The sequence below is a fragment of the Marinomonas sp. HM11-D genome (assembly GCF_057626615.1).
Genome location: NZ_JBMMKT010000001.1, coordinates 410,656 through 436,390, shown reverse-complemented (window position 1 = coordinate 436,390; position 25,735 = coordinate 410,656). Strand labels below are relative to the sequence as shown.

General features: G+C 46.8%; 24 protein-coding genes. 10 read left to right on the top strand and 14 right to left on the bottom strand.

All coding sequences use genetic code 11. The annotated features are described in order from the left end of the window. Positions 1–4 precede the first annotated feature (4 nt). Positions 5–451, top strand: a complete 447-nt coding sequence (locus ACOSVP_RS02125; protein ID WP_487345859.1) for a MarR family winged helix-turn-helix transcriptional regulator — start codon at positions 5–7, stop codon at positions 449–451. Here the strand turns inward: ACOSVP_RS02125 and ACOSVP_RS02120 are convergent. Genes ACOSVP_RS02120 through ACOSVP_RS02110 form a run of 3 tightly spaced genes read right to left on the bottom strand, consistent with a single transcriptional unit; the run spans position 444 to position 5,165 of the window. Next, positions 444–1,082, bottom strand: coding sequence for an HD domain-containing protein (locus ACOSVP_RS02120; protein WP_487345858.1), 639 nt, complete (start codon positions 1,080–1,082; stop codon positions 444–446). The two genes, ACOSVP_RS02125 and ACOSVP_RS02120, sit on opposite strands and share 8 nt — an antisense overlap. After that, the gene (locus ACOSVP_RS02115; RefSeq protein ID WP_487345857.1) at positions 1,070–4,201 is read right to left on the bottom strand and encodes an EAL domain-containing protein; all 3,132 of its coding nucleotides are present in this window, start codon (positions 4,199–4,201) and stop codon (positions 1,070–1,072) included. Before ACOSVP_RS02115 ends, ACOSVP_RS02120 begins: the two co-directional genes overlap by 13 nt. Before the next feature lie 10 nt (positions 4,202–4,211). After that, on the bottom strand, positions 4,212–5,165 hold the full coding sequence (locus tag ACOSVP_RS02110; RefSeq protein WP_487345856.1) for an ABC transporter substrate-binding protein: 954 nt from the start codon (positions 5,163–5,165) through the stop codon (positions 4,212–4,214). Positions 5,166–5,415: 250 nt separating this feature from the next. On the opposite strand from ACOSVP_RS02110, the gene ACOSVP_RS02105 reads away from it, so the two are divergent. Together ACOSVP_RS02105 and ACOSVP_RS02100 are read left to right on the top strand one after the other, a co-directional pair. Beyond that, the gene (locus ACOSVP_RS02105; protein ID WP_487345855.1) at positions 5,416–5,997 is read left to right on the top strand and encodes a HupE/UreJ family protein; all 582 of its coding nucleotides are present in this window, start codon (positions 5,416–5,418) and stop codon (positions 5,995–5,997) included. Between the two features lie 188 nt (positions 5,998–6,185). Beyond that, on the top strand, positions 6,186–8,408 hold the full coding sequence (locus ACOSVP_RS02100) for a bifunctional diguanylate cyclase/phosphodiesterase (protein ID WP_487345854.1): 2,223 nt from the start codon (positions 6,186–6,188) through the stop codon (positions 8,406–8,408). A 74-nt stretch (positions 8,409–8,482) separates the two neighbouring features. Here the strand turns inward: ACOSVP_RS02100 and ACOSVP_RS02095 are convergent, their stop codons facing one another. The 4 genes from ACOSVP_RS02095 to ectA form a co-directional block, all read right to left on the bottom strand. Next, positions 8,483–9,925 (bottom strand): aspartate kinase, encoded by a 1,443-nt coding sequence (locus ACOSVP_RS02095; protein WP_487345853.1) that lies wholly within the window; start codon positions 9,923–9,925, stop codon positions 8,483–8,485. Positions 9,926–10,115: 190 nt separating this feature from the next. Beyond that, positions 10,116–10,505: an ectoine synthase gene (locus ACOSVP_RS02090; RefSeq protein ID WP_487345852.1), complete on the bottom strand. Its 390-nt coding sequence runs from the start codon at positions 10,503–10,505 to the stop codon at positions 10,116–10,118. 76 nt (positions 10,506–10,581) lie between these two features. Then, entirely contained in the window at positions 10,582–11,892 is a 1,311-nt protein-coding gene (gene ectB, locus ACOSVP_RS02085; protein WP_487345851.1) for a diaminobutyrate--2-oxoglutarate transaminase, read from the bottom strand. Positions 11,893–11,951: 59 nt separating this feature from the next. After that, on the bottom strand, positions 11,952–12,455 hold the full coding sequence (gene ectA / locus ACOSVP_RS02080; RefSeq protein ID WP_487345850.1) for a diaminobutyrate acetyltransferase: 504 nt from the start codon (positions 12,453–12,455) through the stop codon (positions 11,952–11,954). A gap of 466 nt (positions 12,456–12,921) precedes the next feature. Between ectA and ACOSVP_RS02075 the strand changes: the two genes are divergently transcribed. Then, a complete protein-coding gene (locus tag ACOSVP_RS02075; RefSeq protein WP_487345849.1) occupies positions 12,922–14,271 on the top strand; it encodes a sodium-dependent transporter in 1,350 nt (449 codons plus the stop codon). Between the two features lie 51 nt (positions 14,272–14,322). Here the strand turns inward: ACOSVP_RS02075 and ACOSVP_RS02070 are convergent, their stop codons facing one another. Together ACOSVP_RS02070 and ACOSVP_RS02065 are read right to left on the bottom strand one after the other, a co-directional pair. Further along, positions 14,323–14,556: a DUF2061 domain-containing protein gene (locus ACOSVP_RS02070; RefSeq protein ID WP_487345848.1), complete on the bottom strand. Its 234-nt coding sequence runs from the start codon at positions 14,554–14,556 to the stop codon at positions 14,323–14,325. Between the two features lie 102 nt (positions 14,557–14,658). Then, positions 14,659–15,522 carry a MerR family transcriptional regulator gene (locus tag ACOSVP_RS02065; RefSeq protein WP_487345847.1) on the bottom strand — a complete coding sequence of 288 codons (864 nt, stop codon included), beginning with the start codon at positions 15,520–15,522 and terminating at the stop codon, positions 14,659–14,661. A 106-nt stretch (positions 15,523–15,628) separates the two neighbouring features. Here ACOSVP_RS02065 and ACOSVP_RS02060 point away from each other — a divergent pair, with 106 nt between their 5' ends. From ACOSVP_RS02060 to ACOSVP_RS02045, 4 genes are all read left to right on the top strand, one after another. Beyond that, a complete protein-coding gene (locus tag ACOSVP_RS02060) occupies positions 15,629–16,600 on the top strand; it encodes an NAD(P)/FAD-dependent oxidoreductase (protein ID WP_487345846.1) in 972 nt (323 codons plus the stop codon). Between the two features lie 9 nt (positions 16,601–16,609). Beyond that, entirely contained in the window at positions 16,610–17,590 is a 981-nt protein-coding gene (locus ACOSVP_RS02055) for a YbgA family protein (protein WP_487345845.1), read from the top strand. Positions 17,591–17,592: 2 nt separating this feature from the next. After that, complete coding sequence (locus ACOSVP_RS02050; RefSeq protein ID WP_487345844.1) at positions 17,593–18,999, top strand: cryptochrome/photolyase family protein; 1,407 nt, start codon at positions 17,593–17,595, stop codon at positions 18,997–18,999. 182 nt (positions 19,000–19,181) lie between these two features. After that, the gene (locus tag ACOSVP_RS02045; protein WP_487345843.1) at positions 19,182–19,661 is read left to right on the top strand and encodes a MarR family winged helix-turn-helix transcriptional regulator; all 480 of its coding nucleotides are present in this window, start codon (positions 19,182–19,184) and stop codon (positions 19,659–19,661) included. A 92-nt stretch (positions 19,662–19,753) separates the two neighbouring features. Here ACOSVP_RS02045 and ACOSVP_RS02040 read toward each other — a convergent pair whose 3' ends face one another. Continuing rightward, positions 19,754–20,383: a LysE family translocator gene (locus tag ACOSVP_RS02040; RefSeq protein WP_487345842.1), complete on the bottom strand. Its 630-nt coding sequence runs from the start codon at positions 20,381–20,383 to the stop codon at positions 19,754–19,756. Between the two features lie 167 nt (positions 20,384–20,550). Here ACOSVP_RS02040 and ACOSVP_RS02035 point away from each other — a divergent pair, with 167 nt between their 5' ends. Beyond that, complete coding sequence (locus ACOSVP_RS02035) at positions 20,551–21,438, top strand: DMT family transporter (protein ID WP_487345841.1); 888 nt, start codon at positions 20,551–20,553, stop codon at positions 21,436–21,438. Here ACOSVP_RS02035 and ACOSVP_RS02030 read toward each other — a convergent pair. From ACOSVP_RS02030 to ACOSVP_RS02015, 4 genes are all read right to left on the bottom strand, one after another. Continuing rightward, a complete protein-coding gene (locus ACOSVP_RS02030) occupies positions 21,422–21,880 on the bottom strand; it encodes an Lrp/AsnC family transcriptional regulator (protein ID WP_487345840.1) in 459 nt (152 codons plus the stop codon). The genes ACOSVP_RS02035 and ACOSVP_RS02030 overlap by 17 nt on opposite strands. A gap of 148 nt (positions 21,881–22,028) precedes the next feature. Continuing rightward, positions 22,029–22,532 carry a hypothetical protein gene (locus ACOSVP_RS02025; protein WP_487345839.1) on the bottom strand — a complete coding sequence of 168 codons (504 nt, stop codon included), beginning with the start codon at positions 22,530–22,532 and terminating at the stop codon, positions 22,029–22,031. A 248-nt stretch (positions 22,533–22,780) separates the two neighbouring features. After that, positions 22,781–23,272: an acetolactate synthase small subunit gene (gene ilvN / locus ACOSVP_RS02020; RefSeq protein ID WP_055462094.1), complete on the bottom strand. Its 492-nt coding sequence runs from the start codon at positions 23,270–23,272 to the stop codon at positions 22,781–22,783. A 1-nt stretch (position 23,273) separates the two neighbouring features. Continuing rightward, entirely contained in the window at positions 23,274–24,992 is a 1,719-nt protein-coding gene (locus ACOSVP_RS02015; protein WP_487345916.1) for an acetolactate synthase 3 large subunit, read from the bottom strand. A gap of 423 nt (positions 24,993–25,415) precedes the next feature. Here ACOSVP_RS02015 and ACOSVP_RS02010 point away from each other — a divergent pair, with 423 nt between their 5' ends. Continuing rightward, positions 25,416–25,676, top strand: a complete 261-nt coding sequence (locus ACOSVP_RS02010) for a hypothetical protein (protein ID WP_055462092.1) — start codon at positions 25,416–25,418, stop codon at positions 25,674–25,676. Positions 25,677–25,735 lie beyond the last annotated feature (59 nt).

Below are 25,735 nucleotides of genomic sequence, written 5' to 3'. Positions count from 1 at the left end.
ATTTATGGCACAACTTGAACGAGACATTCAACACGCCTTGATCGGCATTATTTCTGGTTTAAAGCACGCGATGCGCTTTGCCATGCAGGAGCACAGTATCCCGCTTTCGCCGCTGTACTTTCTGATCATGAAGCTGATCCATGAAATTCCGCAATGCACGCCAATGCTAATTGCTGCCCGCTCCGGTCGAGACAAAGGACAAATCACCCGTTTAATTAAAGAGTTGGATCAGCATCAACTTCTCATCCGACTGCCAAACCCAGAAGATAAACGTAGCTTTTTTATTGAACTATCAGAAAAAGGCTTAAGCTGTTTTAAGTTACTCGAAGCGTTAGACATGGAAGCACTCGAAGCCATGACCCAAGGCCTATCTGAGCAGCAGCTAGAGGATTTCCTAGCCACCGCCACTCATATGAGCCGCAATCTAGAGCGCTTCGATCGAGCTAATTAACAATTTCAGCTTTCAGCTGAGCTAAATACTCACGCATAAAGGCCGTTCGACGAGCGGCTTCCAACTGGCCACTATCGGTTTGAAAGGTATTCTCAAGGCACAATAATTTTTCAAAGAAGTGGTCAAGGGTATACAGCAAATCATTTGCTTCGCGCATTTCACAAAAAGGATCAAGGGAATCATAAAGACTACGATCCAATCGCCCGCCTACCATCATACAGCGGGCAATGCCAATGGCACCTAAGGCATCTAGGCGATCTGCATCCTGTACCACCTTTGCTTCCAAGGTACGAGGTGTCACTTGTGCACTAAAGCTATGGGTGACGATAGCATGTTGAATGGCACTGATTTCTGTACTATCAAAACCAAGCGATTTCAAAAAACTCTCCGCCTTGGTCGCGGAATCGAACGAAGCCTGAGCTCGTTTTGGGTCATCTTTCGGGTAATTGACCAAGTCATGCAGCCAAGCCGCTACGACAACCGTTACCACATTGGCACCTTCTTTCTGTGCTAAACACTTGGCCTGTGTGACGACACGCTCAATATGCGCAATATCATGGGCACTATCTGCTGCCATGGAGTCCAATACAAAGTCTTTACAGCGTTGTTCTAATTGTTTTAGTTCGCGCATTCTTTACTCTCATTTGCCATGTGGGTCCATTCATCGTACCACTCTAGCACGCGATCTGCAGGCATAGGCCGAGAAATACAGTACCCTTGCCCTAATTCACAACCGAGTTCGAGTAATCGTTTTGCATGCTCAGGGGTTTCCACCCCTTCTGCAATCACCTCTAACGAGAAGGCGTCCGCAAAGCCCACCACCCCTTTAATGATAGCCAAATTGTTTTTGTCATCCAGCATATCGCGCACGAAGCCATGGTCAATTTTGAGCATATCCACCGACAGCTCTTTAAGATGGCTTAAAGTTGAGTAGCCAGTACCAAAGTCGTCCAAAGAGACTTTAATGCCCATATCCTTGCAGGCATCAATCACTCCAGAAACAATAGCCAAATCTTCAATGGCACTGGTTTCTAGAATCTCCAGTTCTAAGGAATGCACCACTTCTGGAGCAAAGCCTAGGACAATCTCTTGTAGCTCTGACATAAAGTGCGGTTGCTGCAGCTGGTAGCCCGCTAGATTGACACTAATGGCTTGGAAGTGACCTTGTTTACGCCAAGCCTCGATTTGCTCTAATGCCGTCTTAATCACCCAATGCCCGACTTCCAATTCCAGCGGTTGGTTGGTCATTGCTGGCAAGAAGGCCGCTGGTGCCAGCACGCCACGGGTCGGATGACGCCAGCGAATCAAGGCTTCGTAGCCAATCACTTCACGGCTACGCATATTGACCTTAGGTTGATAAAACAAACAGAACTGCTGTTTTTCATAGGCACTTTGCAGCTCTTCGTAGAAGCGGTGCTGCTCAACCAGAATATCCTCTTGGCTCAAGTCAAAAGACTTCAGGCGGTTACGTCCACTGATTTTAGCTTGGTACATGGCCTGATCCGCTTGTCGAATCAATTGATCCGCTTCGATCATTCTATTTTGCGGGTAATAGGTTACACCGATACTGGCGCTAATGTGCAGGGTTACCCCAGACACGCGAAATGGTTCCGCTAACGCCACCAGTAAGCGCTCTAATTTCTCTTCAACCTCTGACACGTCGGCAATAATCGGTAGCAACAACACAAACTCATCCCCACCAAAGCGCGCCACCGTACTCGCTTGACCGAGCGTATCACGCATACGTTGCGCCACATCAACCAAGAGCAGATCACCGGTATCATGGCCAAAGGTATCGTTCACTTCTTTGAAGCCATCCAGATCCAAGAAAGCCAGCGCAAACTTACTTCCATATTGCGCCGAGTGACTGATTTGGAGGCCCAATGAATTGGTTAAGTTGGTTCGGTTCGGTAACCCAGTCAGGGCATCAAAATAAGCAATGTGCTCCAGCTGTTCTTCATTGCGTTTTTGGCGAGTGATGTCTGAGAACAGCGAAATATAATGACTGACTCGGCCTTCCGCGTCTTTTACCGCGACCACAGTTAAGTTTTGCGCGTAGATGCTTTCATCCTTACGCTTATTCCAGATTTCGCCTTCCCAAAATCCGGCGCTGACGATCTGACGCCACATTTCTTGATAGAACTCTCTACTCTGACGACCAGAGTTCAAAACCCGTGGATTTTGCCCAATAATTTCGTAGCGACTGTAGCCTGTGATACGCGAAAAGGCCGAGTTCACATCCAGAATATCGCCGCTTGGGTTGGTAATGGCGATACCTTCACGAGCGTTCGCAAAGACACTCGCCCACAGTTCCAGCTGCTCTTCATTCATATGCCGATCAGAAATATCGGAATGGGCACCAACTAATAAGGTGACATCATTGTCATCATTGCGCAGGGCTTGCAGGCGATCTTCAATCCAGATCCAATCATCACCACGAGACAGGCGGTAAGAAAAGGTCAAGGTGCCAAGAAAGCCATCAATACGCCATTGTCTAAAACTTGCCAACACCCGCGTCAGGTCGTCGTCATGAATCGATTTCTGCCACCAATTACGGGTCTTTTTAATTTCGTCTGAAGTTTTGTGATACAGATGAAAGCAGTTGCTGCTGATAAATTTAAGGTTGAACTGCTCAGGATCGAGCGAGTAAATCACGGTTGGACTACTGCTTAATAAGGCATCCAGTTGCTGATTGCTACGAGTCAGCAATGCCTGAGCTTGTTTCTCTTGTCGCACTAAGCGCGCCAGATGTTTGTTTTGGCGGTAAGTGTTCCAAGACAAGAAAATCAAAGAGATAGCAATGATGTTTGCTAAGACAAAGTACACGGCATAGCTTTTGAGAAAATCAATCCAGCCTAAGCTACGCTCTTCATAAGGGGGTAAGGATAAAGCTTTTAGAGTATTTTCAACTGGGAGATAGTCCAGCGCGGGCATAAAACCATACACCCCATAATTCCGAGCTTCCTCACTACTAAGTGACAGACTCAGTAAAGCAGCCGTGATTTCCCTTGTTATATCTGAGTCCACCTGCGCTTTAGCCACAAATGCCCATTCAGGGTAGAGACGCGTCGAAACCAAAAACGGGTAACCGGCCAAATACTGCTGATTAAGAATACGCACATTTTCAAGGTTTATTTTGCCTTCCCGAGCCATACGCTCGAGTACGCCAGTGCGCACAAAGCCGGTTTCTTGCTCACCCGCTAATACAGAATGCACCACTTGTTCGGCATCATCGTACTGCACCAAAGCTTCTTTGGAAGGGATGTGCAAACCTATGCTTTTCAATTCATAGATCTGTGCAATGTAGTTTTCCAGAAATTCGGGAGAAGAAGCGGCTACTGGGTACTGATACAGATTGTCGAGACGAATGTGCTGATTTTGCTCACGGGTAAAAATCACGCCGCCCATTAAGCTGGTGGTTTGCCCATGAAAACCGCGGCGTAAGGTTAGTAGAGCGCCACTCAAGCTGCCTGAGCTGCGAAACTTTAAGTAATGCACCGGATCTAGCAGCAGTAAATCGTATTGGTAACGATCGATTTGATCCTCAATCGAATCCGCCCCCAACACTTTAAGATCGAGCTTGTAGTTAGGCAGCTTGTCTGCCAACTCATTGACGATATTGTGATAGCGTAAAACCGTCGTGACATCAGGGCTATAGGATAAAACCGCTAAACTTAACGGACGTTGCTCTTGCGCCGACACTGACCACGCAATACAACTGAGCACTAACCAAACAATCCATTTCAACATGCGATAATACCTAGTGCATTCGGTATAAATAGGCAGGCTGAATCATTGAGCGAAGCTCGTCGTCTGTTAGGGTAATTCCTTGCATATCACGGTCCTGTTTCATTGCCTCAAAGAACTGAGCTTGCTGATCATTCAACGTACGCTTGTTGTAATAAATATCGGGTAAATACAAGCCGTTAAACACCAACACAGTTTCCTCATAAGTAAGATCGCGCCACGCAGCGATGCGACGCAGGGCATCTTCTCGGTTAATTCGAATATATTCCAGCGCACGAAAGTGCCCCGCCAATAGTTCTGTCAGCACTTGCCCACGTAACCAAATGGCATCATTACGAATCACTAGGACATCGAAGATTACATTAGGAATGCGGCTACTATCAAATATTCGCAATCCCCCTAGCTTTTCCAAATAGGTCGCAAAGGGTTCGTAGGTGATCGCTAGATCAAAGCGGCCCGTTTTCCATTGTCTAATTTGCTCATTCGGAGGGAGATATTCCAGATGGACTTCTTGCGCTGACAGTCCAGTCTCATGCAAAAGCTCGTGCAGTACAATATTACTAACCGTGTTTCCTTCTAACGCAATACGCTTACCTTTGATATCCGTCAATTCCTCTACTACGGGACGAGCAATCACCACATCCGCGCCAATGGATTCATTCATGATGGCTACTATAGAAATGTCGAGCCCCTCTCCTTCGAGTAAAATGGCTTCATCCAAGGTCAAGGTTGCCGCTGACACTGCGCCTGAGCGTAATAGCGCCATTGATTCGGATGCGTTGTTGGACTGCACCACTTCGACATTTCCCGGTAGCCAAGCAAAGTGCTTTGCAATTAATAAGCTCTCATAGCCTGGCCATGGATGCATACTCACACGCAAGTTTTTTTGGTACGACAGCAGATATATGGCAGCGGCACTGATCACCACGGCTAAAACCAGCATACTTAATAGCAATTTAGACTTCATAGTTCTCCAGAATCGCCACACTACATCCGATCAATATGGCCTTCTTGCAATACAACCTTTCCTCTATTGCGGCGATTATAGAAAGCTACATGTTAAGACTCTGTGTCTTGATTGCATTGATTTGTAAAGGAATGTTGAAATCATTCTAAGAAAGCATGTGTCAGATTCACCGACAGAGAAGTGATAACCTGCTACTATTGCCAGCTTCGGTTAACAGCACTTTTATTGACTTTATTTTAGGAGAATACTGATGCGGATCAGCACTGTAAAAATGGGATTTTTAGCTTTACTTCTAACACCTAGCTTAGCGCTGGCTCACCCAGGCCACGAACACACCTCTAGCTTCCTATCAGGTTTAACTCACCCTCTTACAGGTCTAGATCACTTGCTAGCCATGTTCGCTATTGGCCTTTGGGCAGCGAGCCTTGGCGGTCGCGCACTACTGATCGTACCTAGTATGTTTGTCTTAACCATGATTCTTGGTGCAGCAGCTGCCATGCTGGGCGTATCAGTACCATTCGTGGAATCAGGCATCCTCTTATCAGTGATTTTGTTGGGCACATTACTGCTGACGGCGAAGCGTCTGCCGACAGCACTGGCAGCCTTTCTAGCAGGCGCTTTTGCCCTATTCCACGGCGTTGCCCACGGCATGGAGATGCCTATTTCTGGCAGCGGTCTTGAATATGGTCTTGGTTTTAGTTTAGCCACCGTCGCTTTGCACCTAGTCGGCGTCGGCGCAGGCCAGCTTTTGCGTACGTTCCAACTACCGTTGGTTAGCCGCTTAAGTGGCGCAGTAATTGCCTTTGCAGGGCTATTTTTAACACTGGCGTAACCAAGCAACTATAAGCTAATCTTTTAAGACTTAGATCAAGCAGTGCAGGAATTCCTGCACTGCTTGTTTTATTTAGTGTGTATGATGGCCAATACTTCAGTAGCTATTATTGCTTTATACTTTTGCAAAACTACCGTCATCCATGCGCGGCAGTCAATTAGCCTCTAAGACTAGGAGTTTTACTTAGAATGCTCATTAATAGGATTAAAGACCGTCGAGCGTTTCTCGTGGCCACGAGCATTTTTGTCATCGTTTTCTCCGTCTGCCTGTATTTTATCAATCTCTCCAATACAAACTTTAGCCAAAACCAGCGCCTGCTGTTAAGCGGTATTGCCCGCTCCCAGGCCGCAGAAATTGAGCGTAGCCTAACCCTATCCTTTACCTCGACACAGATCTTGGCGCACCAAATCGCATTAGACCAAGATAAGGTGGCTTTTTTTAATAGCTATGCCAGCAATATCATGCAATCCATTCCAGGAATTGACAGCATACAGCTGGCTCCCAACGGCATTATTGAATACATCTACCCTTTAGCAGGTAACGAAGCCGCCTTAGGACTGGATGTTTTAAACCACCCGAATTACCGTGAAGCCGCACAGTTGGCGATTAAAGAAAAACGCATGATTGCAGTGGGACCGGTTAAACTGGTACAAGGCGGCGTTGCCGTCATTAGCCGCACCCCTATTTTTATGGACATTGCAGGACCAGGCTCAAACCAGTTTTGGGGCTTTGCCTCGGCGTTGATCTATCTAACGCCACTATTAGAAAGCAGTGGTATCCATAAGCTGGAGTCTGAGGGCTATGCTATTTCCCTAGAGCGTCAGCACAATGATTCCAATGAGATATTCGAGTTTTATCGCTCTGAGCGCTCGCTGGACGCTAGCGCTTTAGTGCAAGCAGAGATCACCTTGCCATCAGGCTCTTGGACCTTGTCGCTTTCCCACGATATCAGCAACAATCTCGTCACTCGTACCATTAATATGGTGGCAATTTCTCTCTTGCTGGCCACTATTTGCGCACTGAGCTTATATAACATTTTGGTGCGCCCAATCCAGCTACAAAAGGAAGTGGATAAAAAAACCCTTGAATTAAAAGAGCTAGCGTTTAAAGACCCCTTAACGGGCTTACCGAATCGTCGCTATCTAAACGACCACTTGGCCGACATCATTCAGCATATTACCGAGCAAAATAAGCTTGGCGCTTTTATCTATTTCGATCTGGATAACTTTAAATCCATTAATGACACCATTGGCCATGATGTGGGCGATCAGGTACTAATCGAAATTGCCCAAAGGCTCTCTGACAACACCGCCGACAGTGATATTGTAGTTCGCTTAGGTGGCGATGAATTTGTTATTGCCGTGACTGATGCCGAAAGCGTTGAAGAAATTCGTGACAAGGCACACACTATTTTACACTGCACTCAGCAAATCATTACCATTGAGCATCGTGAATTCAAACAGAGTACGTCTTTAGGTATTACACTGATCCCAAATCACGGCTCCCAGCTGTTACCTTTAATGCAATGTGCTGATGTGGCCCTATACGAAGCCAAGCGCCGCGGTAAAAATCAGTTTGTGATTTTTGACGAAAGCATGCGTCAAAACACCATCGATATGCACAACGAAGAGATGGCGTTAGCCAAAGCCATTGAAGAAGAACAGCTGATTCTGCATTTTCAACCACAGTTCGATTTAGAACTGAATAAAATCATCGGCGCTGAAGCCCTAGTGCGCTGGGATCACCCAGATAAGGGGTTGGTTTACCCAGATAATTTCATTCCTCTGGCGGAACAATCTGGGCAGATTTTGGAACTGGGTAATTACGTGATTCGTAAAAGTTTTGAATACCTAGCACACCGTGAAAAATTGGGACTGTACCCGATTCTTTTACACATCAACCTTTCCTCGCTGCAGCTAAATGACCTTAATTTAGTACCCTTTGTTAAAGAGATAATTCAGCAATACAAAATACCTGGTCATTACATTGGCTTTGAAATCACTGAAACCACCCTCTTGACCGATATTGACCACGCTAAAAAAACCTTAGAGCAACTTAAAAAGCTCGGTATCTGCATTGCTATCGACGATTTTGGTACTGGCTTCTCCTCATTGGGACAGCTGAAAAACTTGCCGGTGGATCTGCTTAAAATTGATCGCAGCTTTGTGCGCGATTTAGAAACCGATAAAGACGATCGCATGATGGTTGAAGCCATTATCGCCATGGCTCACAAACTTGACATCATGGTCATTGCCGAAGGGGTAGAGACACTCGAGCAGCTTCATATGCTGCGCTCCTTTAAATGCGACCTCGGCCAGGGCTACTACATCAGCCGCCCAATCCCTAAAGATAGCTTCGATTGTTTCCCTGAAACCATTGCTGCCGAAGCGTTATCAACGTCCTTGGTCTAGACATAAAAAAGACAGACATAAAAAAACCCAGCCAAAGCTGGGTTTTTTCTAACTTGCTGAAGCAAGCTGACGATTTAAGACGCTAGACAGATCGCACTGCCGTGGTTGTGAGATTCAACCAAAGCTTTGTGTAAGCTACGGATAGCCACTTCGTAATCTTCTTCATCCACCACGAACTGCATGTCCACTTGACGCATCGATTGGTGCATCGCGATTACGTTGATGTTTTGCTCAGAGATCGCTTTCACCGCACTCGCCAGCATACCAGTCGTCTTCATATCAGAACCGATAGCCGATACGATCGCCACTTTACGCTGGGTGATTTCTGCTTCTGGGAATTCTTCCCCTAGCATACGAATCACACGTTTTAGCGTTTTCAGGTTGGCCGCTAAGTAATGAGTAATACTGTTAGCATTGATGTCTTTCGCGATGATGTGTGCACCCAATTGGTTCAACACATTCAAAATACCCATATCGAAAGAGTCGATCTCGCCCGCCATTTCTTGGTCAAATAGCTCAACCGCGTAAACACCACGGCTGCCAGCAATGATCTCAACACATGGTGCGTCCGATACGTAATCACCAGTGATCAGCGTACCTGTGTGCTCTGGCTCGAACGTATTCTTCACACGCAAAGCAATCTTACTTTGACGCAAACCTTTCGCGGCTTTCGGGTGGATCGCTTCCATACCCAAGTTAGCTAGCTGATCCGCTACGTCGTAGTTAGTACGACCGATTGGCACAGCTTTGTCTTCGCCTACTAGACGAGGATCGGCACTGCTTAGGTGGAACTCTTTGTGAATGATGGCTTCACGCGCTTGCGTCAATACTGCAATACGGCTAAAGGTCATTTCCGAGTAACCACGGTCAAACGTTGTCATCAGACCCGTTTCACTGTGTGCGTAACCCGTTGCAATCGGCAACTGAGTGGCTAGATCCACGTCTTTAAATGACTCAACGATACGCTCGTCCAAAGACATGTGAACGCTTGCGTTCCAACCTGTAAGGTCAACAAACACTGCATTAACGCCATCGCGTTTTAGCAAATGTGCCATGTTGAAAGCACTGTGGGCTTCACCCAAGCTAGCCAACATTTCGCGTACGGTTGCTAGGTGTTCATCAATAGAAAAATGGCCATGAGAACATAGACGACTTAGGTCTTCTAATGCTTCTTGCGCTTGATCTAAACGAGCGGCCAAAAAGTCATCGGCTTCGGTTAGAAGCTCGCTCTCACCAAACAAGTCACGGTTGATACCCAGCATGGTTGCACGCACGTCGGCAAACGCATCACGCCAGCCGCTTTGATTGCGGTCTTTAGCAAAGTGCGCGTAAATACCCGCATCACCCGTTTTCTTATGTTCCAGCAGCTTGTCGGTAATACCGCCGTATGCCGATACTACGAAAATACGTTGATACAGGTCTTCTGTGCCTGCTGGTTTAAAAATAATGTTATCGCGGACCGAGCGGTAGTCACTCATGGACGTTCCGCCGATCTTATCAACTGTATGTTGTCCCATTTTATTTCCGAATTTCTGTAGGGCTAAGGGAACCTCAACCTATATTGTGAGCGCCGGTGCGTAGTGTGTCATAAGGACGTTCAAATATTAAGCACGAATTACATAAATCTTAATTAAATATGACACTTTTGGTCGCTTTTGGAGCACACAAACAAGCGTCGCCGCTCGGTTAAATTCTTAGCAGTATTGCTTAGTCCAATAACTCATAAGCACCCTGTGCATTATGAACTTCTTGTCCGGTCACGGGCGGATTAAACACACAGGCTAATTTCAACTCACTGAAGGCACGCAGTGTATGGCGGTCATGCTCGTTCAAGTTATACAAGGTGCCTGGTTTGATGGGGTAGATTTTGCCATCTTCCCGGCTCTCAATCTCACCCTCCCCTGCCATACAGAAGACAGATTCAAAGTGGTTTTGATAATGAAACTGACACTCTTGGCCGGCAAAAATAGTCGTAATATGGAATGAGTAGCCCATATTGTCGCCTTTTAACAACATGCGCACACTTTGCCATTTACCATCTGGGGACACTACCTTGCGTTCTGTTTGTTCACATTCATATAGATCACGCACGATCATAATAAGGCTCCTATGTTATAAGATTGACTGGCATGGATTGCAGGAGGAGCGCCATAGCGCTCCCTATCTGAAAGGACTAGACAGCAATGTCGTAGTTGTCATCGAAGTAGCTTTTTTCCTCAGGCATTTCTTCTGTCTTAGCGCACACCTCCCGGATAGCACGCTCGACAATATCAATGCCCTGTTTTAACTCGGCATCGCTAATCACCAGCGGACATAAAAACTTCACCACCTGATCGTCCGCACCAGAGGTTTCAATAATTAGATTCTGTTTAAAACATGCCTTGGTAATTTTGCTGGCCAGCTCGCCGCTGACACAGTTTATACCGCGCATCATGCCTCGGCCGCGTACGGTAAAGTTGCCTTCACCCACTTCGTCGACAATTTTGTTTAAACGATCTTCAATGTATTGGCCTTTACGACGCACTTCTTTGGCGAAGGCATCATCTTTCCAAAAGGTATCTAAAGCATGTTTAGCCGTAATAAAGGCTAGGTTGTTGCCACGGAAAGTGCCGTTGTGCTCACCCGGCTTCCACTGGTCCAACTCAGGCTTAAACAGCACGATGGCAAAAGGCAGCCCGTAGCCACTGATCGATTTGGAGAGTGTCACAATGTCAGGCTTAATGCCCGCTGGCTCAAAACTAAAGAAAGTACCGGTTCGACCGCAGCCTGCTTGAATGTCATCAACAATCAACAACACATCATGTTTACGACAGACTGTTTCCAGATTCTTCAACCAATCCAACGACGCAGCATTAATACCGCCTTCACCTTGTACCGTTTCCACCAACACCGCAGCTGGATGATCAATGCCACTGGACGAGTCAGACAGGACTTTGTCGAGATATTCTGTGGTTTCAATGCCGTCGCCCAAATAGCCATCAAATGGCACACGGCTAATACCGCCTAAGGACGTCCCCGCCACACCACGATGATGGGAATTTCCCGTCGCTGCCAAGGCGCCCAAGCTACAACCATGAAAGCCATTAGTGAAAGTAATGATGTTCTCACGCCCTGTGACATTTCGTGCCAGCTTCATCGCCGCTTCAATAGCATTGGTGCCCGTAGGTCCAGTGAACTGCATCACATAATTCAGATCACGTGGCACTAAGATGTTGTGTTTGAAAGACTCTAAGAACTCGCCTTTGGCCTTAGTATGCAAGTCCAAGCCATGGGTGATGCCATCGTCTAGAATATAGTCCACCAGGGCTTGCTTTAAGATCGGATGATTATGACCGTAGTTAAGGGTGCCGGCACCGGCTAGGAAATCGAGGTATTGATTACCTTCGTCATCATATAGGTAACAACCTTGCGCCTTATGGAACACTCGTGGGAATGAGCGTGCGTATGATTGTACTTCCGATTCAATTTCCTCAAAGATTTTCATGGGTTCTCCTCTATGTTTGGAATGTAATGATTTTTATGTCTGCCTCAGAGCAATGGGGGTTACTCAGAGGCTGTATTGAAAGGGCCGATACGTACTAAAAATTCTGTTTTATGACGGCCTTTAAAATGTTGCTGCTCTTCAAACAACACGGATTTCTCGATGGGTGCTTTGAGCGTTTGTGCCAGACTGGTAAACAATGCCCATGACGCCTCATTATCTGGCGTGATAGTGGTCTCTATATAGTGCACTTGGTTAAGTGCGGAACGAGTTAACACAGACTGCAACATACGCTTGGCTAAGCCACAGCCCCGCGCTTCGGTAGCAACCGCGACCTGCCACACAAACCAAACTTGCTGCTCATTCGGTTTTAGGTAGCCCGAGACAAAGCCAACTAATTGATCCTCTCGCGTAGCCGCCACGCTGGTGTCGGCAAAATGGCTGCACTGCAACAAATTACAATAGGACGAATTTAAATCTAATGGCGCACAGCGCTCGACCAGATCAAAGACTGCCATGCCATCTTCAGCCACAGGTTCACGCAGTGCGATCGGCTCTTCATTCATTATAAAATTACACCTCTAACAAGTAATCAACAAAAATAAGTCTAAAAACTAATTAATTAAGATTAAACAACCACAAAAAAATACTTACATGTCTAAATATTTATATCAAGTCTATCGCTTACCCCCACCCACCTAGAACATTTATTAAACAGATGACAACTTCTTTAAAAGATTCAATGATTTATGCTGTAATTTTGACCAGTTCGACAGATTTAACTTGAAATGAATGAACAAAATTTGCAAAATCGCCCGCCAAATTAGAGTAATTTGCTCATGCCAATTCGGTATTAGCAGGTTTGAGACCATCAGTGGGAAGGTTTTCAGGCTATGTTGCTCTAACAAGCAGTTCTTCCATTAACAGTAAGCAAGAGAGCCGATTGAGCAGTACGGATCATCACTTATCAGTGATCTCTCATGCGTGTCCTTACAAAGATGCACGCTAGTTGCTTAGAAAAAAGAGAATCTTATGCAAGAGAAAAAATCGATACACGGCTCTTGGGCGAGTCGTTGGATCTTTATCTTAGCCGCAACAGGATCTGCAGTTGGCCTTGGTAACATTTGGAAGTTTCCGTACATTACTGGTGAGAATGGTGGCGGTGCCTTCGTTCTGGTTTACCTAATCTGTATCGCACTGGTGGGTATTCCAATCATGATCGCTGAAGTCTTCATCGGTCGTCGTGCTCGCCAAAGCCCCATTAATGCCTTGATGGATCTAGCGGAAGAGTCCGGCAGCAGCAAGCGCTGGGGCATTATCGGCTTTATGGGTATGCTTTCAGGGGTGTTAATCTTCTCTTTCTACTCCGTCGTTGCCGGCTGGGTATTGCAATACATCTTCTCAACCGCGACTGGCGCCCTAAATGGTGTCAGCTCAGAGCAAGCCGGAGAAATTTTCTCAGGCCTATTAGCCGACCCAACCACATTACTATTGTGGCACACAATCTTTACCATCATGGTAGTTGTAGTCGTTATCGGCGGTGTTAACGCAGGTCTTGAACGTGCTACGCGCATCATGATGCCAGCACTGTTTATCTTGCTATTTGTGCTATTTGGTTACGGCATGAGCACTGATGGCTTTGCCGCGGGTTGGAGTTTCATGTTTGACTTCGACTTCAGCAAGCTGACGTGGGATGCGGTATTGGTTGCCGTGGGCCACTCATTCTTCACCCTTTCTTTGGGTATGGGTAGCATCATGGCGTACGGTTCCTACATGCCAAAACGTGCTTCGATTGGCTCAACCGTATTAGCGATCGGCTTCCTAGATACATTAGTTGCTCTAGTAGCGGGTCTTGCGATCTTCCCAATCATCTTCTCGAACGGTATGGATCCAGCAGCAGGCCCAGGCTTGATGTTTATCTCATTGCCAGTTGCCTTTGGTCAAATGGCAGGCGGTCAATTCTTTGGCACCCTGTTCTTCATTTTGATCGCTGTAGCAGCTTGGACATCGGCAATTTCTCTACTAGAGCCTACGGTTGCTTACTTGGTTGAGCGCGTGGGTATGAAACGTTCTTCTGCGACCATTTCACTAGGAGTTGTGGTGTGGGCGATGGGTATTCTATGTCTAGGCTCGTTCAACTTTATGTCTGACGTCACCCTATTCGGTAAGAACGTATTTGACTTCCTTGACTACATTACCGCGAACATCATGCTGCCTCTTGGCGGAATCTTGGTGGCGCTATTTGCTGGCTGGGTAGTGAAACAGAAGTTCTCTGCGGATGAAATCAACTTCAAATCTGAAGGCTTATTCAAGCTTTGGATGTTTGTGGTGAAATTTATCGCACCGGTTGCAGTTGGCGTTGTGTTTGTTCTAAACCTTTAATACACGCCTGTTTTGAGATACAAAAGCCCTGCTGTTGCAGGGCTTTTTGCTTTAAGAACGTAAGGCAAAGCTTTCCAAGGACTGCTGCACACTCTTTGGTAAAACAGCGCCTTGACCAGACTGAATACGCTGCCAGATTTTCTCATGAAAGTAGTAAGCGACGGTATTAATCGCTGGCTCAATCATGGCAACCAAGCCACCCACCAAAAAGCTTCCTGTGATAGCATAAGCAACGCTAAATGCCACACAGAAATGCATCACTGCAAAAGTCATTGTTTTCGTCATGGGCTTCTCCTTAGTTTCCTGATATTCGGTAAAACTAAGACTAAGCCACCAATTGAAATACCGAAAATTAATTAATAAAATCGATCCTATTAATTTTTCCAACTAAGAAAGATAATCGAGCAAATTAGAATACAGCTCTATCTGTTCGATCGCGGGACCATGCTTGCCTGCCAGCCAAAAACCAGACCCAATCACTACCAAAGGTAAGCTTTGCTGCGCGAGCAAATTGAGCCACTTCTCCGCTTCAGCTTGGGCAACGCTTTCCGCCACTACGATCACTTGCTGCGGCGTAAAACGCTGCATGACCTGCACTACCTCTTGTGCTGTGCGGACCCCTTCCAACACATTAAAACTGTGCTCCGTCTCGTTTAATGACCAAGCCAATAAACGCGCCATGAGTGAGCTGTTGTCGACACTCAATACTAGGCTGTGGGCTTGGGCAAAGCGGGCATGACGAGCGCTGGCCTTGATCGCTAAGATAAGTTCTATTAACGAGCTTTGTAGACACAAACGATCAACTGCGGCATCGCTCTGATTGCCCAATGTGACGAGTGCAGGCAGTAGGCCCTTTTGCAACAGTACATGAATGGGATATTGCTTACTGGCATCTTGGAATAATTGTTCCCATTTCACCTGATTAAGCGACATCACCGCCGTCACAAACTGTGCCTGCCAATCGGGCCATTGGGCATCATCGAGCAAGGTTTTGCTGAGCTCCTGATTAGAGTCCAGCAGCACTTTGACCTTGCTAACCGAGACCCCTTGATTCACCCAATAGAGAATTTTCTGCACTCGCTCGACATCGTCTGGGCGATACAAACGATGCCCCTTTTCCGTCCGAAATGGCTTAAGTAAGCCATAGCGTCTTTCCCAAGCACGCAGGGTCACCGAGTTCACTCCGGTTAATTCAGACAAAATACGAATAGGAAAGTAATCCAACTCAGGTGCAACAGACGTAATCATCATCAATTCAGATCCAAAACTTGTACAAATACATAATATGTACAAAAATAAACTTATACAAAATTAATTATCGTATAAGTTTATAGCATACGCCTGCATAGAGAATAGAATGATGAACAACGACATCCCCCATACACACATAGCCATCATCGGCGCTGGTCTGGCTGGTGCGACCTTTAGCTATTTCGCAAAACAGAACAATAATTCATGCCTAGTAATTGAAAAGTCCCGTGGCACAGGTGGGCGCGCAGGCAGTAAACGCTTAGACCAAGGCAGCGTAGATCTAGGCGCCAGCATCATTAGTTTTGGCGATGAAGAATTAACCGAACTAAGAGAAGCCTTACTCAGAGAACAGGTGATCGAACGTTGGCAGAGTGCTTATGTGGGTGTGCCTAAAATGTCAGCCATCGCCCGCTATTTATTACAAGACACGCCACTACTAACCAACACCAAGGCACATCATATAGAACGTCAAGGCAAAGGCTGGCTGATTCGTGATGAAAGCTACCAGCCGATTTGTCATGCCGAGCATGTGGTTTTGGCAACACCAGCGATTCAAGCGGCCATGTTGCTCGCCAGCGTACCAAACTCAGGCGCCTTATTGCAGTTTGCCAATCAAGCAGGCAGTCAAACACAACCACAATGGGCCATGTGGGTCACCACCAAAACTACCGAACATGCGCCTCTCGTCCCCTGTCAACACGAAGTGCTGGAGTCCATCATTAAGGACTCAGATAAACCACAACGTCCCGTCAGCCAGCTAGAAACCTGGGTCATTCAAGCGTCTCCAAAATGGAGCAAACAGCACCTTGATTTACCAAAGAGCGAAGTGCTCGCCCGCATGATTCAAGCCTTTACTGAGGTAACAGGTGTTGAGGTGTTAGACGCCGGTGAGCCCCATCGCTGGTTGCTAGGACGTCAAGCAATGGCCTTAGCGCCACAGCCTTTTATGTGGGACAACACCATGAATATCGGATTGATTGGCGATTGGCTGTGCCAAGGCGATGCTGAAGGCGCCATGCTAAGCGCAAAATTTGCCTTTGAAGCCTTGGCATCAACATTTGATACGAGCAACATTTAGGAGATTGTCATGACGCTAAATGAATGTCATCCAAACCATATTAGTCACAAAATACCGGTTGGCATTAGCGCCTGCCTATTGGGTGATAACGTGCGCTTTAATGGCGGCCATAGCCGCTCGCTGTATTGCTTGGGCCCTTTAGCGGAATATTTCGACTATAAGAAATTTTGCCCAGAAATGGCCGCAGGTTTTGGCACCCCACGCCCCACCATGCGCCTACAAGGAGATCCTGACCAACCGAGAATGGTATTTTCAAATAATCAGGATGAAGACATCACAGAGCAGCTAACCAGCGCCAACGCACGCTATTTAGACAATCTGCCAGAGTTAGATGGCTACATTGTTATGAAAAACTCGCCATCCTGTGGCTTTGAACGCATTAAGGTCTATCAAGCAAACGGCCACCCGCACATGCGTCGCGTCAAAGGGTTATTCACTCAAGCCTTGGAAGAGCGTTTTCCATTATTGCCAATTGAAGAAGACGGTCGCCTCAATGACCCGCTGTTGCGTGAAAACTTCCTATTACGTGTTTTCGCCCATCATGAATTTCGTCATACCGTATTGAGCGAGCTGTCGATGAAGAACCTTATCGACTATCACAGTCGCTATAAATACGTGGTCATGGCGCACTCACAACCCACTTACAAGTCTTTGGGACGCCTTTTATCCGGCCAAGAAAAACGACCTATCGCCGATCTGGTAGAAGAGTACTTTCAGCAATTTATGCACGCCCTAGCCAAACCAGCGAAGCGTAAAAACCACTGTAATGTGTTGATGCATCTTGTCGGCTATTTAAAACGTGAAGTGGATTCCAGCGTGCGCCAAGACATTCTCAACGTGGTAGAGCAGTACCGTCGCGGTGAGGTCAACCTGACCACACCGATTACCTTGCTATATCACTATTTGAAACTTTACGGCAGTGAATACGTAAAAGAACAACGTTACTTCGCGCCCTACCCGCAAGCTCTAGGCATTAGGAATACTGTTTAATCATGGCCATCACTCAATTAGTTTGGTTACGCAACGATCTTAGATTGACTGACCACCCTGCGATCTCTACCGCGCAACAACAGGGCGATATCGCACTAGCGGTCTGCCTGACTCCTGATCAGTGGCAAGAGCATAATGAATCCAGCGCCAAGTGCGCGCTGCGCGAACAGCTGATTCATACCTTGCAACAGCAGGCCCACGAATTAGGGATTCCTTGCCACCTACTACCACTAAATCGCTTTTCAGATTGTGCTAAAGCCTTATCAGAGTTGTGCCTACAGCACGGCTATCAACAAGTTTGGTGGCAAAACGAACTGCCCGTGCATGAAGCTCAACGGGATGAAAAAGTCGCCACACGGTTGAGCCAAAGCGGCATTCTCTGCCAGCGCTTCGCGCCAGATTTAATTGTTTCTGAACCAGTACTAAATCAACAAGGGCAGCCCTTTAAAGTCTTCACCCCCTTCTATAAACGTTGGTTAGCCACTTTAATCAGCAAGGTCAGCGCGCCCTATGACGTGCCGACTCAGCAATCAACTGATGGCAAGATGCCAGAACCTTTAGTGATGCGTTCGGATCGAAGCCATTACCGTGAGGATCTTTGGCCTGCAAACTACCAAGTGATTCGTGAAAAGCTGTGGCAGTTTTGTCACCACAAAGAGCAACATTACGACGAGCTGAGAGACTTTCCTGCCAAGCCTTATACCAGCACCCTGTCGCCCTATCTTGCGCTGGGTGCGATTGGACCAAGGGAGTGCTTAGAAGCCATCATTCATAGCTGCGGTGCAGGCGAACGGGATTGGCACGCAAGCGTCTGGTTAAAAGAGCTCGCGTGGCGTGACTTTTATAAGCAGCTGATGGGCTTTTTCCCTGATTTATCCAAATCATTGCCATTCAAACCAGAAACCCAATATGTGCGATGGAACCATAACCCAGCAGGCTTTCAGGCCTGGTGTGAAGGTAACACCGGCTTTCCTATTGTTGATGCCGCCATGCGCCAGCTTAATCAAACTGGTTGGATGCATAATCGCTTACGCATGATTGCCGCCAGCTTCTTGACCAAATTGCTGCTGATTGATTGGCGTGAAGGCGAAAAATACTTTATGGAAAAGCTGATTGATGGCGAGTTTGCCGCCAACAATGGTGGCTGGCAATGGAGCGCTTCGACAGGCTGTGACGCCGCTCCCTATTTTCGAGTGTTTAACCCAACACGCCAGTCCGAGCGCTTTGACCCTGATGGTCAATTCATTAAGAAGTTTGTGCCCGAGCTAAAGAGCGTCGATCGCAAACAGATTCACGACCCAAGTAGTGCGGTACGTAAGCAAAGCGGTTACATGGAACCTATCGTGGACTATAAAAAAGCTCGAGTTAATGCCATCAGCGCTTTTGAAAACCTAAAGGATAACGTCTAACAAAGATTGATTTTCACTCAGAAAAGCCTGCTCAGATTGACTTTCCTAGATCCGGCTATTATTTTGAAGTCTAACGAATAAGAATTTAGCGCAGATTCCCTAGCAGAGGGGTTCATCCTCTCTGTATATCTGCCTATAATGCGCGCCTAAATGACACCCAAGCAGATTTTTTAATAATAGTTATGCCAGAACAACAACATCTACACGACGTCCTCGTTCATCTGCGCCGCATCATTCGCGCAACTGACTTACAATCCAAGCGTATTGTCAAAGCCTGCGGCCTGACCATTCCCCAAATCATGGTACTGCGTGCCATTGAAGAATTGGGCGATGTGACCGTACGTAAGATTTCAGACAATGTCTCCTTAAGCCAAGCAACGGTAACGACGATATTAAATCGTCTTGAAGAACGCCAATTGGTGGAACGTGTGCGCGCACAAAAAGACAAACGCATCGTCAATGCTCGACTCACGGAAGAAGGCAGCAACGTCCTACTAACCGCACCGCCGTTGCTGCATGAGAAATTTATTGCTGAATTCGATGGCTTGGCTAACTGGGAACAAACACAGATTTTGTCATCCCTACAACGGGTCGCTTTAATGATGGATGCGGAGCACCTAGATGCCGCACCCTTGTTGGATATTAATGCGCCCAGCGCTTAAATGATTTATTAGACTACAAATCATCTGCCATCGATTTCAACAAACACAAAAAAGGCCGCATCAGCGGCCTTTTTAGTCATAATTGTAGTGGGTTAGCGGGTCGCTGTGGCCAAAAACACACTGGCGGCGACAAAAATACCGCCCATACCTCGATTTAGGTTCGCCAGCCCCTTTGGACTGCGAATCATCTTACGCAATTGGCGACCGCCCACCGCATAGAAAAATGCGGCAATAAATTCCGTCAAAACAAAAGTCGCCCCAATCACGGTAAACTGAATCGCCACCGGTTTAGTCAAATCCAATAGTTGCGGAAAAATCGCTGTGAAGATCAACACGGCTTTTGGGTTACTGATGGCAATCATAAACTCCTGGCGCATACGCGAGTAATGGGAGCTAGGCACCACCACACCATCTTCTTCCATAGTGTGCAGGCTGTCTTTTGCCGCCAACCAAGTTTTTACACCTATGTACAGCAGGTAAATCACACCTAGCCATTTCACTACATTAAACCAAAAGGACGAGGATACGATTACTGCTCCAAGACCCAATGCCGAAATCACCATCAAGATGGTAAAGGCAATATTACGCCCAATTACCGCAATCACTGCCGACATAGCACCGACACGGATACCGTTGTACATGGCGGTAAAATTGTTTGGTCCTGGACCAAACGATAACAGCAACAGGATAGGTGCTGTCGCTAACCAAAACTCAAGTGCCATTCTGGGGAATACCTCGCAATGAATGACTTTAGATTCCAAAGCAGAAACCTCTAATTACCTTATTAACCAAGGATTCTCACCTTATTTTCAAAGGTATACGGCTGTTCTGATTTCTGCCATTGACCGTAAAATAGGCGGCAACTGTAACGACAAATTGAGAGCCTGTCATGTCTATTTCACACTTATTTTTATGGCTAACCGCCAGCATTTGGGGATTCGCATTTGTTGCGCAAAGCACCGCCATGGAAGTCATTGGTCCACATACCTTTAATGCGGTACGCTTTCTTTTAGCGACACTTTCGCTAATCCCCCTGCTGTTTATTTTTAAGAGTAAACAAGCCTATCCAATGAAGGCATTAGTCAAAGGCAGTCTTGCTGCAGGCACCTTACTGTTCTGTGGCTTCACCTTCCAGCAGACGGGGCTTTTGTATACCACCGCCGGTAATGCAGGGTTTATTACCAGCATGTATATCGTGCTGGTGCCCTTGGTCGGATTATTATTCAAACATGCGGTGGATCGTTTAACTTGGGCAGGGATCGCTGTTGCGTTGGCGGGCTTTTACATCTTAACCATTGGCCCCAATCTAACGATTAACAAAGGCGATGCGCTTGAATTTGCCGGCACGTTTTTCTGGACCCTACACGTATTATTGATCGGCTATCTCTCTCGCTTTTTACCAGCCCTGCCTCTTTCGATTATGCAATTTGCCGTAGCAACTTTATGGGCTAGCCTTGCCGCATTTGTATTGGAAACACCAACATTGGCCGCAGTAGAACTCGCTTGGTGGCCATTGGTCTATGCGGGAGTCGCTTCTTCAGGGATTGCCTTTACATTGCAGACTCTAGCACAACGCCAAGTAACACCAAGCACGACCGCTTTAATCCTATCCATGGAAGCAGTATTTGCCGTCATCGGTGGCTGGTTATTTATGAGTGAAGTATTAAGTGATCGCGCGCTGTTTGGTTGTGCCTTGATTTTTACCGGAATGATCGTCAGCCAATGGCCACGCAAAGAAGGAGCGTTAACTCCAGAAACGGCTAAGGAAATGCGCTAGTCGTTTCTTCAATATTGAGTGGCATCTCGCGTTCAACAGGCTGCGATAAAATCATCATGGTCTTGGTGTCACTCAAGTCGATCAGGCGTTCTAATAAAATATCCAAACGGGACATAGACGACACCGCCACGCGCAAGATAAACGCCGAGGGACCGGTAACGTTATAGCAGTCCAGCACCTCATCAAGGCTGAGCACCAACTCTTTGAACTCACGTTCCTTGGTACGATAGACCTCGCACTCTACCAACGCAGTAATCGGAATTCCTGCTTTCTCAAGGTTGATCTTGGCCTGATAGCCAGTGATCACGCCCTGCTCTTCTAGCTTTTTGATGCGCTCAGCCACCGCTGGCGCAGACAAATGCACCAACTTGGCAAGCTCGGAATAACTGAGGCGACCGTTTTCTTCTAATGCTTTCAGCAACTTCCAATTAATCTTATCCATATTGTGACTGACCTACCCCAGAGGCAAAAATAAAAAAAGCCGTACCAGTTTACCTAGTACGACTTTTCTTTTGAACCTAGAACAATCAGCTGCTTAAAATCCAGCAGGCCGAATCTAGTAGGCATATAAATATTTCCTTCACTTCAACTTATGACTCATTAATACCCAGCTTGTCTTTCAGGGCTGCTACTGAAGTTTGGTATGCCTCACTGATCTCTTCCATAGTCTCATGGTAACTTTCTTTGGCCTCGGCTAGAGCCTTGTCTGTTTCTGCCTTATCTTTAGCATCCTCGTAGGCATCTTTGGCCTTATCGACTTGATCTTGGAAGTCATCATGCAGCTCCGCCATTCCCTCTTGGAATCCTTCTTTAATCTCTGACCATTTACCATCCGCATCATTCTCCGTCAGATGCTGATCAATAAAACATCCTGTCTTCGCGTAAGCTAGCTTGGCTTCTGAGGTAAAGATTTTACTCCAGTCTTCCTGCGCCTTAGCGATCTCTACTGCCGCCTCATTACCCGCCACTCGTGCGCAGGCTAGATCGTCTGCGTAAGCGGAAGTCCCTACTAAGGCTGCAGCTGCAATAGCAGTTGCTAGAGCGCCTTTCTTAACCATTGTCGCTGTATTTTTAAGTGCCGTTGAAGTGTTCATAGTTCCGTCCTGTTCCAATGAATGTGTAGTTTCATTGTGGCTACTCCTGAGAAAAAATAAACCTAGAATCAGTCAGTTACGCTTTTACTCCCAGTAAGTACTGAATGTTAATCAAGCTGACAATTCACTCAACAATTGTCAGCAGAGCGTTAAGAGATACCAGGAAATTGCACATGGGGTGGCTTAAATTACAGGCATAAAAAAACGCGCCATCTGGCGCGTTTTTAATATCTAATGCAAGGCAAACCTTACAGTGACAGAGTTTTCTCACCGCGGGCGATACCAGACACACCAGTACGAACCACTTCAAGAATGTGCATGCCACCTAGTGCTTGTAGGAAGCCATCTAGCTTATCTGACTCGCCAACGATCTGCATCGTGTAGATTGAGGGCGTCATATCGATGATGTTGCCACGGAAGATGTCTACTGTACGTTTCACTTCAGCACGCTGAGCGCCAGAGGCACGTACTTTCACCAACATCAATTCTCGCTCGATGTGTTGACCTTCGGTCAAATCCACCAGCTTCACCACGTCGATTAGCTTGTTTAGTTGCTTAGTAATTTGCTCAACCACCTGGTCAGAACCAAAGGTTGTTAGCGTTAGACGAGACAAAGTCGGGTCGTCTGTTGGGGCAACGTTTAGCGTTTCGATGTTGAAGTTACGCTGTGAGAACAAGCCTACAACACGCGACAATGCACCCGGTTCGTTTTCCATTAAAACTGAGATAATGTGTCGCATATTAAGTTCGCTCCGTTTTGCTTAGGAACATATCACGCATAGAACCGCGTGGTACTTGCATTGGGTATACGTGTTCCTCTGGGTCTACATAACAGTTGATGAATACAAGCTGATCTTTCATCGCGAACGCTTCTTCCATCTTCGCATCTAGCTCGTCTTTAGTACGGATTTCAACGTACTTGTGACGGTAGGCGTCCATCAGTGTCTTAAATTCAGGCAATGAATCTAGGTAAGAGTTTGAGTGACGGCCTTCGTAGTTCATGTCTTGCCATTGGCGCACCATGCCTAGGTAACCGTTGTTCAAACATAGAATCTTCACTGGCAAGCCGTACTGTAGACAAGTCGATAGTTCCTGGATGTTCATCTGGATACTACCTTCACCGGTTACACACACAACCGTCTCTTCAGGGAAGTTCATCTTAACGCCCATCGCCGCAGGCAGACCGAAGCCCATTGTGCCTAGGCCGCCAGAGTTGATCCAACGGTAAGGTTTAGCGAACTTGTAGTACTGCGCTGTGAACATCTGGTGTTGACCAACGTCTGATGCCACAAATGCATCACCGTTGGTAGCACGCCAACAAGCTTCAACCGCTGCTTGTGGCTTGATCTTTTCACTCGTCGTGTCGTAACGACCACCGTGTACTTGACGCCATTCGTTGATTTGCTTCCACCAGTTGCTGATCGCATCTTGGTTAGCACGCGCTGGCGCATCGTCGATCAATGACAACATTTCTTCCAGTACTTGAATCACTGGACCAACGATTGGCACATCGGCACGAATCGTTTTAGAAATCGAAGCAGGATCGATGTCCACATGGATAATTTTCGCACTTGGACAGAATTTGTCTGGATCGTTGGTCACACGATCGTCAAAACGTGCACCGATCGCTAGGATCAAATCACTGTGGTGCATGGCTTGGTTGGCTTCGTAAGAGCCGTGCATACCTAGCATACCTACGAATTGCTTATCAGTACCTGGGTAACCACCTAGGCCCATTAGCGTATTCGTTACTGGGTATTCAAGTTGTTGTGCCAATTTCGTCAGTAGCTCAGAACCACCGCCCATAATGACACCACCACCTGCGTAAATCATTGGGCGTTTTGCCGCCAACAATAGATCTACCGCTTTCTTGATTTGACCGCTATGGCCTTTCGCTGGCGGAGTGTAAGAACGTAGCGATACCGATTCTGGGTAGCTGTATTCAAACTTCTCGTTTGGCATGGTCATGTCTTTTGGAATGTCGACAACAACCGGACCAGGACGACCAGAGCTTGCAATGTAGAAAGCTTTCTTCAGGATCAATGGGATCTCAGAAGGATGTTTAACCGTAAAGCTATGCTTAACGATTGGACGCGAAACACCAATCATGTCCGTTTCTTGGAACGCATCTTCACCAATCAAGTAGCTCATTACCTGACCACAGATGACCACCATAGGGATGGAGTCCATGAATGCTGTCGCAATACCGGTTACAGTATTGGTTGCGCCAGGACCAGAGGTGACGAGTACAACCCCAGGTTTACCTGTCGCACGCGCGTAGCCATCAGCCATGTGCGTCGCCGCTTGCTCGTGACGGACGAGAACGTGCTTGACGTCAGATTGGCGATGCAGTGCATCATAAATGTGCAGTGCTGCACCACCTGGATAACCATAAATGTATTCTACTCCCTCGTCTTTGAGGAAGCGGGCGATCATTTCACCACCGGATAATAACTCCACCTTGTAAACCTCTATAGTGTTCATCAATCTGCTATTTTGGTGCGCCTATTGTAACCGCATACCAAGGTCAGATAAAAGTTGATAAAACGATGTTTGCAAAACAAATGAGTTGCCTAGAACCAAGGAACACTCAAACGCAAGAAATCGCAGTTTTGACACTGCCCGCGTCTTTTCGCGAGGGGAAGCATTGCGAGGAAAAATTCTACCTACAACACTTAGTGTAACGACTATACTGAGTCGTATTGGAAGGGGCTGTTGGCCACCATCAGAAGAGATAGTCAGCGGGGTATTGCCGACGTAAGCGGCCATTTTGTCAGGCACACCCTAAAGTGTCAATGAAAAAGCCCGATAATCGCCATTCTTCTTGCTCTGATAGGGCTTTCATGGTGTCATACTTATATTATGAATTAAGGAGTTACCACTATGGCTTCAGAACTAAATCAACAACGTATCATCGATGAATTTTTGCGCTGCTTCCGCAAAATGCTGATGGAGCCTGAGCTATCAGGTGAATTGGTTCGCATTGCTAAACAACACATCAATGAGCCAAATGCTTACCAAGTGATCGCCGAAGCGGTTTCTAGCCAAACCACACTTAAAATCCCAGAAGAGCACTCTGATGCTGACCGCCTATTCATCAAGCTATTGATGGACACGGTTAAGAGTGACAGCAACCTGTACTAAGTTGCCCTTCTAAGTAGGAGTACTACGCTCCTACTTTTGCCTTCCCAATGAATGCTTCT

Bases quoted from the DNA above. Each gene is read 5' to 3' on its own strand.
- ACOSVP_RS02115 (WP_487345857.1), bottom strand. From the start codon at position 4,201: ATGTTGAAATGGATTGTTTGGTTAGTGCTCAGTTGTATTGCGTGGTCA.
- ACOSVP_RS02075 (WP_487345849.1), top strand. From the start codon at position 12,922: ATGCAAGAGAAAAAATCGATACACGGCTCTTGGGCGAGTCGTTGGATC.
- ACOSVP_RS02060 (WP_487345846.1), top strand. From the start codon at position 15,629: ATGATGAACAACGACATCCCCCATACACACATAGCCATCATCGGCGCT.
- ACOSVP_RS02040 (WP_487345842.1), bottom strand. From the start codon at position 20,383: ATGGCACTTGAGTTTTGGTTAGCGACAGCACCTATCCTGTTGCTGTTA.
- ACOSVP_RS02090 (WP_487345852.1), bottom strand. From the start codon at position 10,505: ATGATCGTGCGTGATCTATATGAATGTGAACAAACAGAACGCAAGGTA.
- ACOSVP_RS02100 (WP_487345854.1), top strand. From the start codon at position 6,186: ATGCTCATTAATAGGATTAAAGACCGTCGAGCGTTTCTCGTGGCCACG.
- ACOSVP_RS02110 (WP_487345856.1), bottom strand. From the start codon at position 5,165: ATGAAGTCTAAATTGCTATTAAGTATGCTGGTTTTAGCCGTGGTGATC.
- ACOSVP_RS02120 (WP_487345858.1), bottom strand. From the start codon at position 1,082: ATGCGCGAACTAAAACAATTAGAACAACGCTGTAAAGACTTTGTATTG.
- ACOSVP_RS02095 (WP_487345853.1), bottom strand. From the start codon at position 9,925: ATGGGACAACATACAGTTGATAAGATCGGCGGAACGTCCATGAGTGAC.
- ACOSVP_RS02065 (WP_487345847.1), bottom strand. From the start codon at position 15,522: ATGATGATTACGTCTGTTGCACCTGAGTTGGATTACTTTCCTATTCGT.
- ACOSVP_RS02010 (WP_055462092.1), top strand. From the start codon at position 25,416: ATGGCTTCAGAACTAAATCAACAACGTATCATCGATGAATTTTTGCGC.
- ACOSVP_RS02035 (WP_487345841.1), top strand. From the start codon at position 20,551: ATGTCTATTTCACACTTATTTTTATGGCTAACCGCCAGCATTTGGGGA.
- ACOSVP_RS02105 (WP_487345855.1), top strand. From the start codon at position 5,416: ATGCGGATCAGCACTGTAAAAATGGGATTTTTAGCTTTACTTCTAACA.
- ACOSVP_RS02055 (WP_487345845.1), top strand. From the start codon at position 16,610: ATGACGCTAAATGAATGTCATCCAAACCATATTAGTCACAAAATACCG.
- ACOSVP_RS02050 (WP_487345844.1), top strand. From the start codon at position 17,593: ATGGCCATCACTCAATTAGTTTGGTTACGCAACGATCTTAGATTGACT.
- ectA (WP_487345850.1), bottom strand. From the start codon at position 12,455: ATGAATGAAGAGCCGATCGCACTGCGTGAACCTGTGGCTGAAGATGGC.
- ectB (WP_487345851.1), bottom strand. From the start codon at position 11,892: ATGAAAATCTTTGAGGAAATTGAATCGGAAGTACAATCATACGCACGC.
- ilvN (WP_055462094.1), bottom strand. From the start codon at position 23,272: ATGCGACACATTATCTCAGTTTTAATGGAAAACGAACCGGGTGCATTG.
- ACOSVP_RS02025 (WP_487345839.1), bottom strand. From the start codon at position 22,532: ATGAACACTTCAACGGCACTTAAAAATACAGCGACAATGGTTAAGAAA.
- ACOSVP_RS02045 (WP_487345843.1), top strand. From the start codon at position 19,182: ATGCCAGAACAACAACATCTACACGACGTCCTCGTTCATCTGCGCCGC.
- ACOSVP_RS02125 (WP_487345859.1), top strand. From the start codon at position 5: ATGGCACAACTTGAACGAGACATTCAACACGCCTTGATCGGCATTATT.
- ACOSVP_RS02070 (WP_487345848.1), bottom strand. From the start codon at position 14,556: ATGACGAAAACAATGACTTTTGCAGTGATGCATTTCTGTGTGGCATTT.
- ACOSVP_RS02030 (WP_487345840.1), bottom strand. From the start codon at position 21,880: ATGGATAAGATTAATTGGAAGTTGCTGAAAGCATTAGAAGAAAACGGT.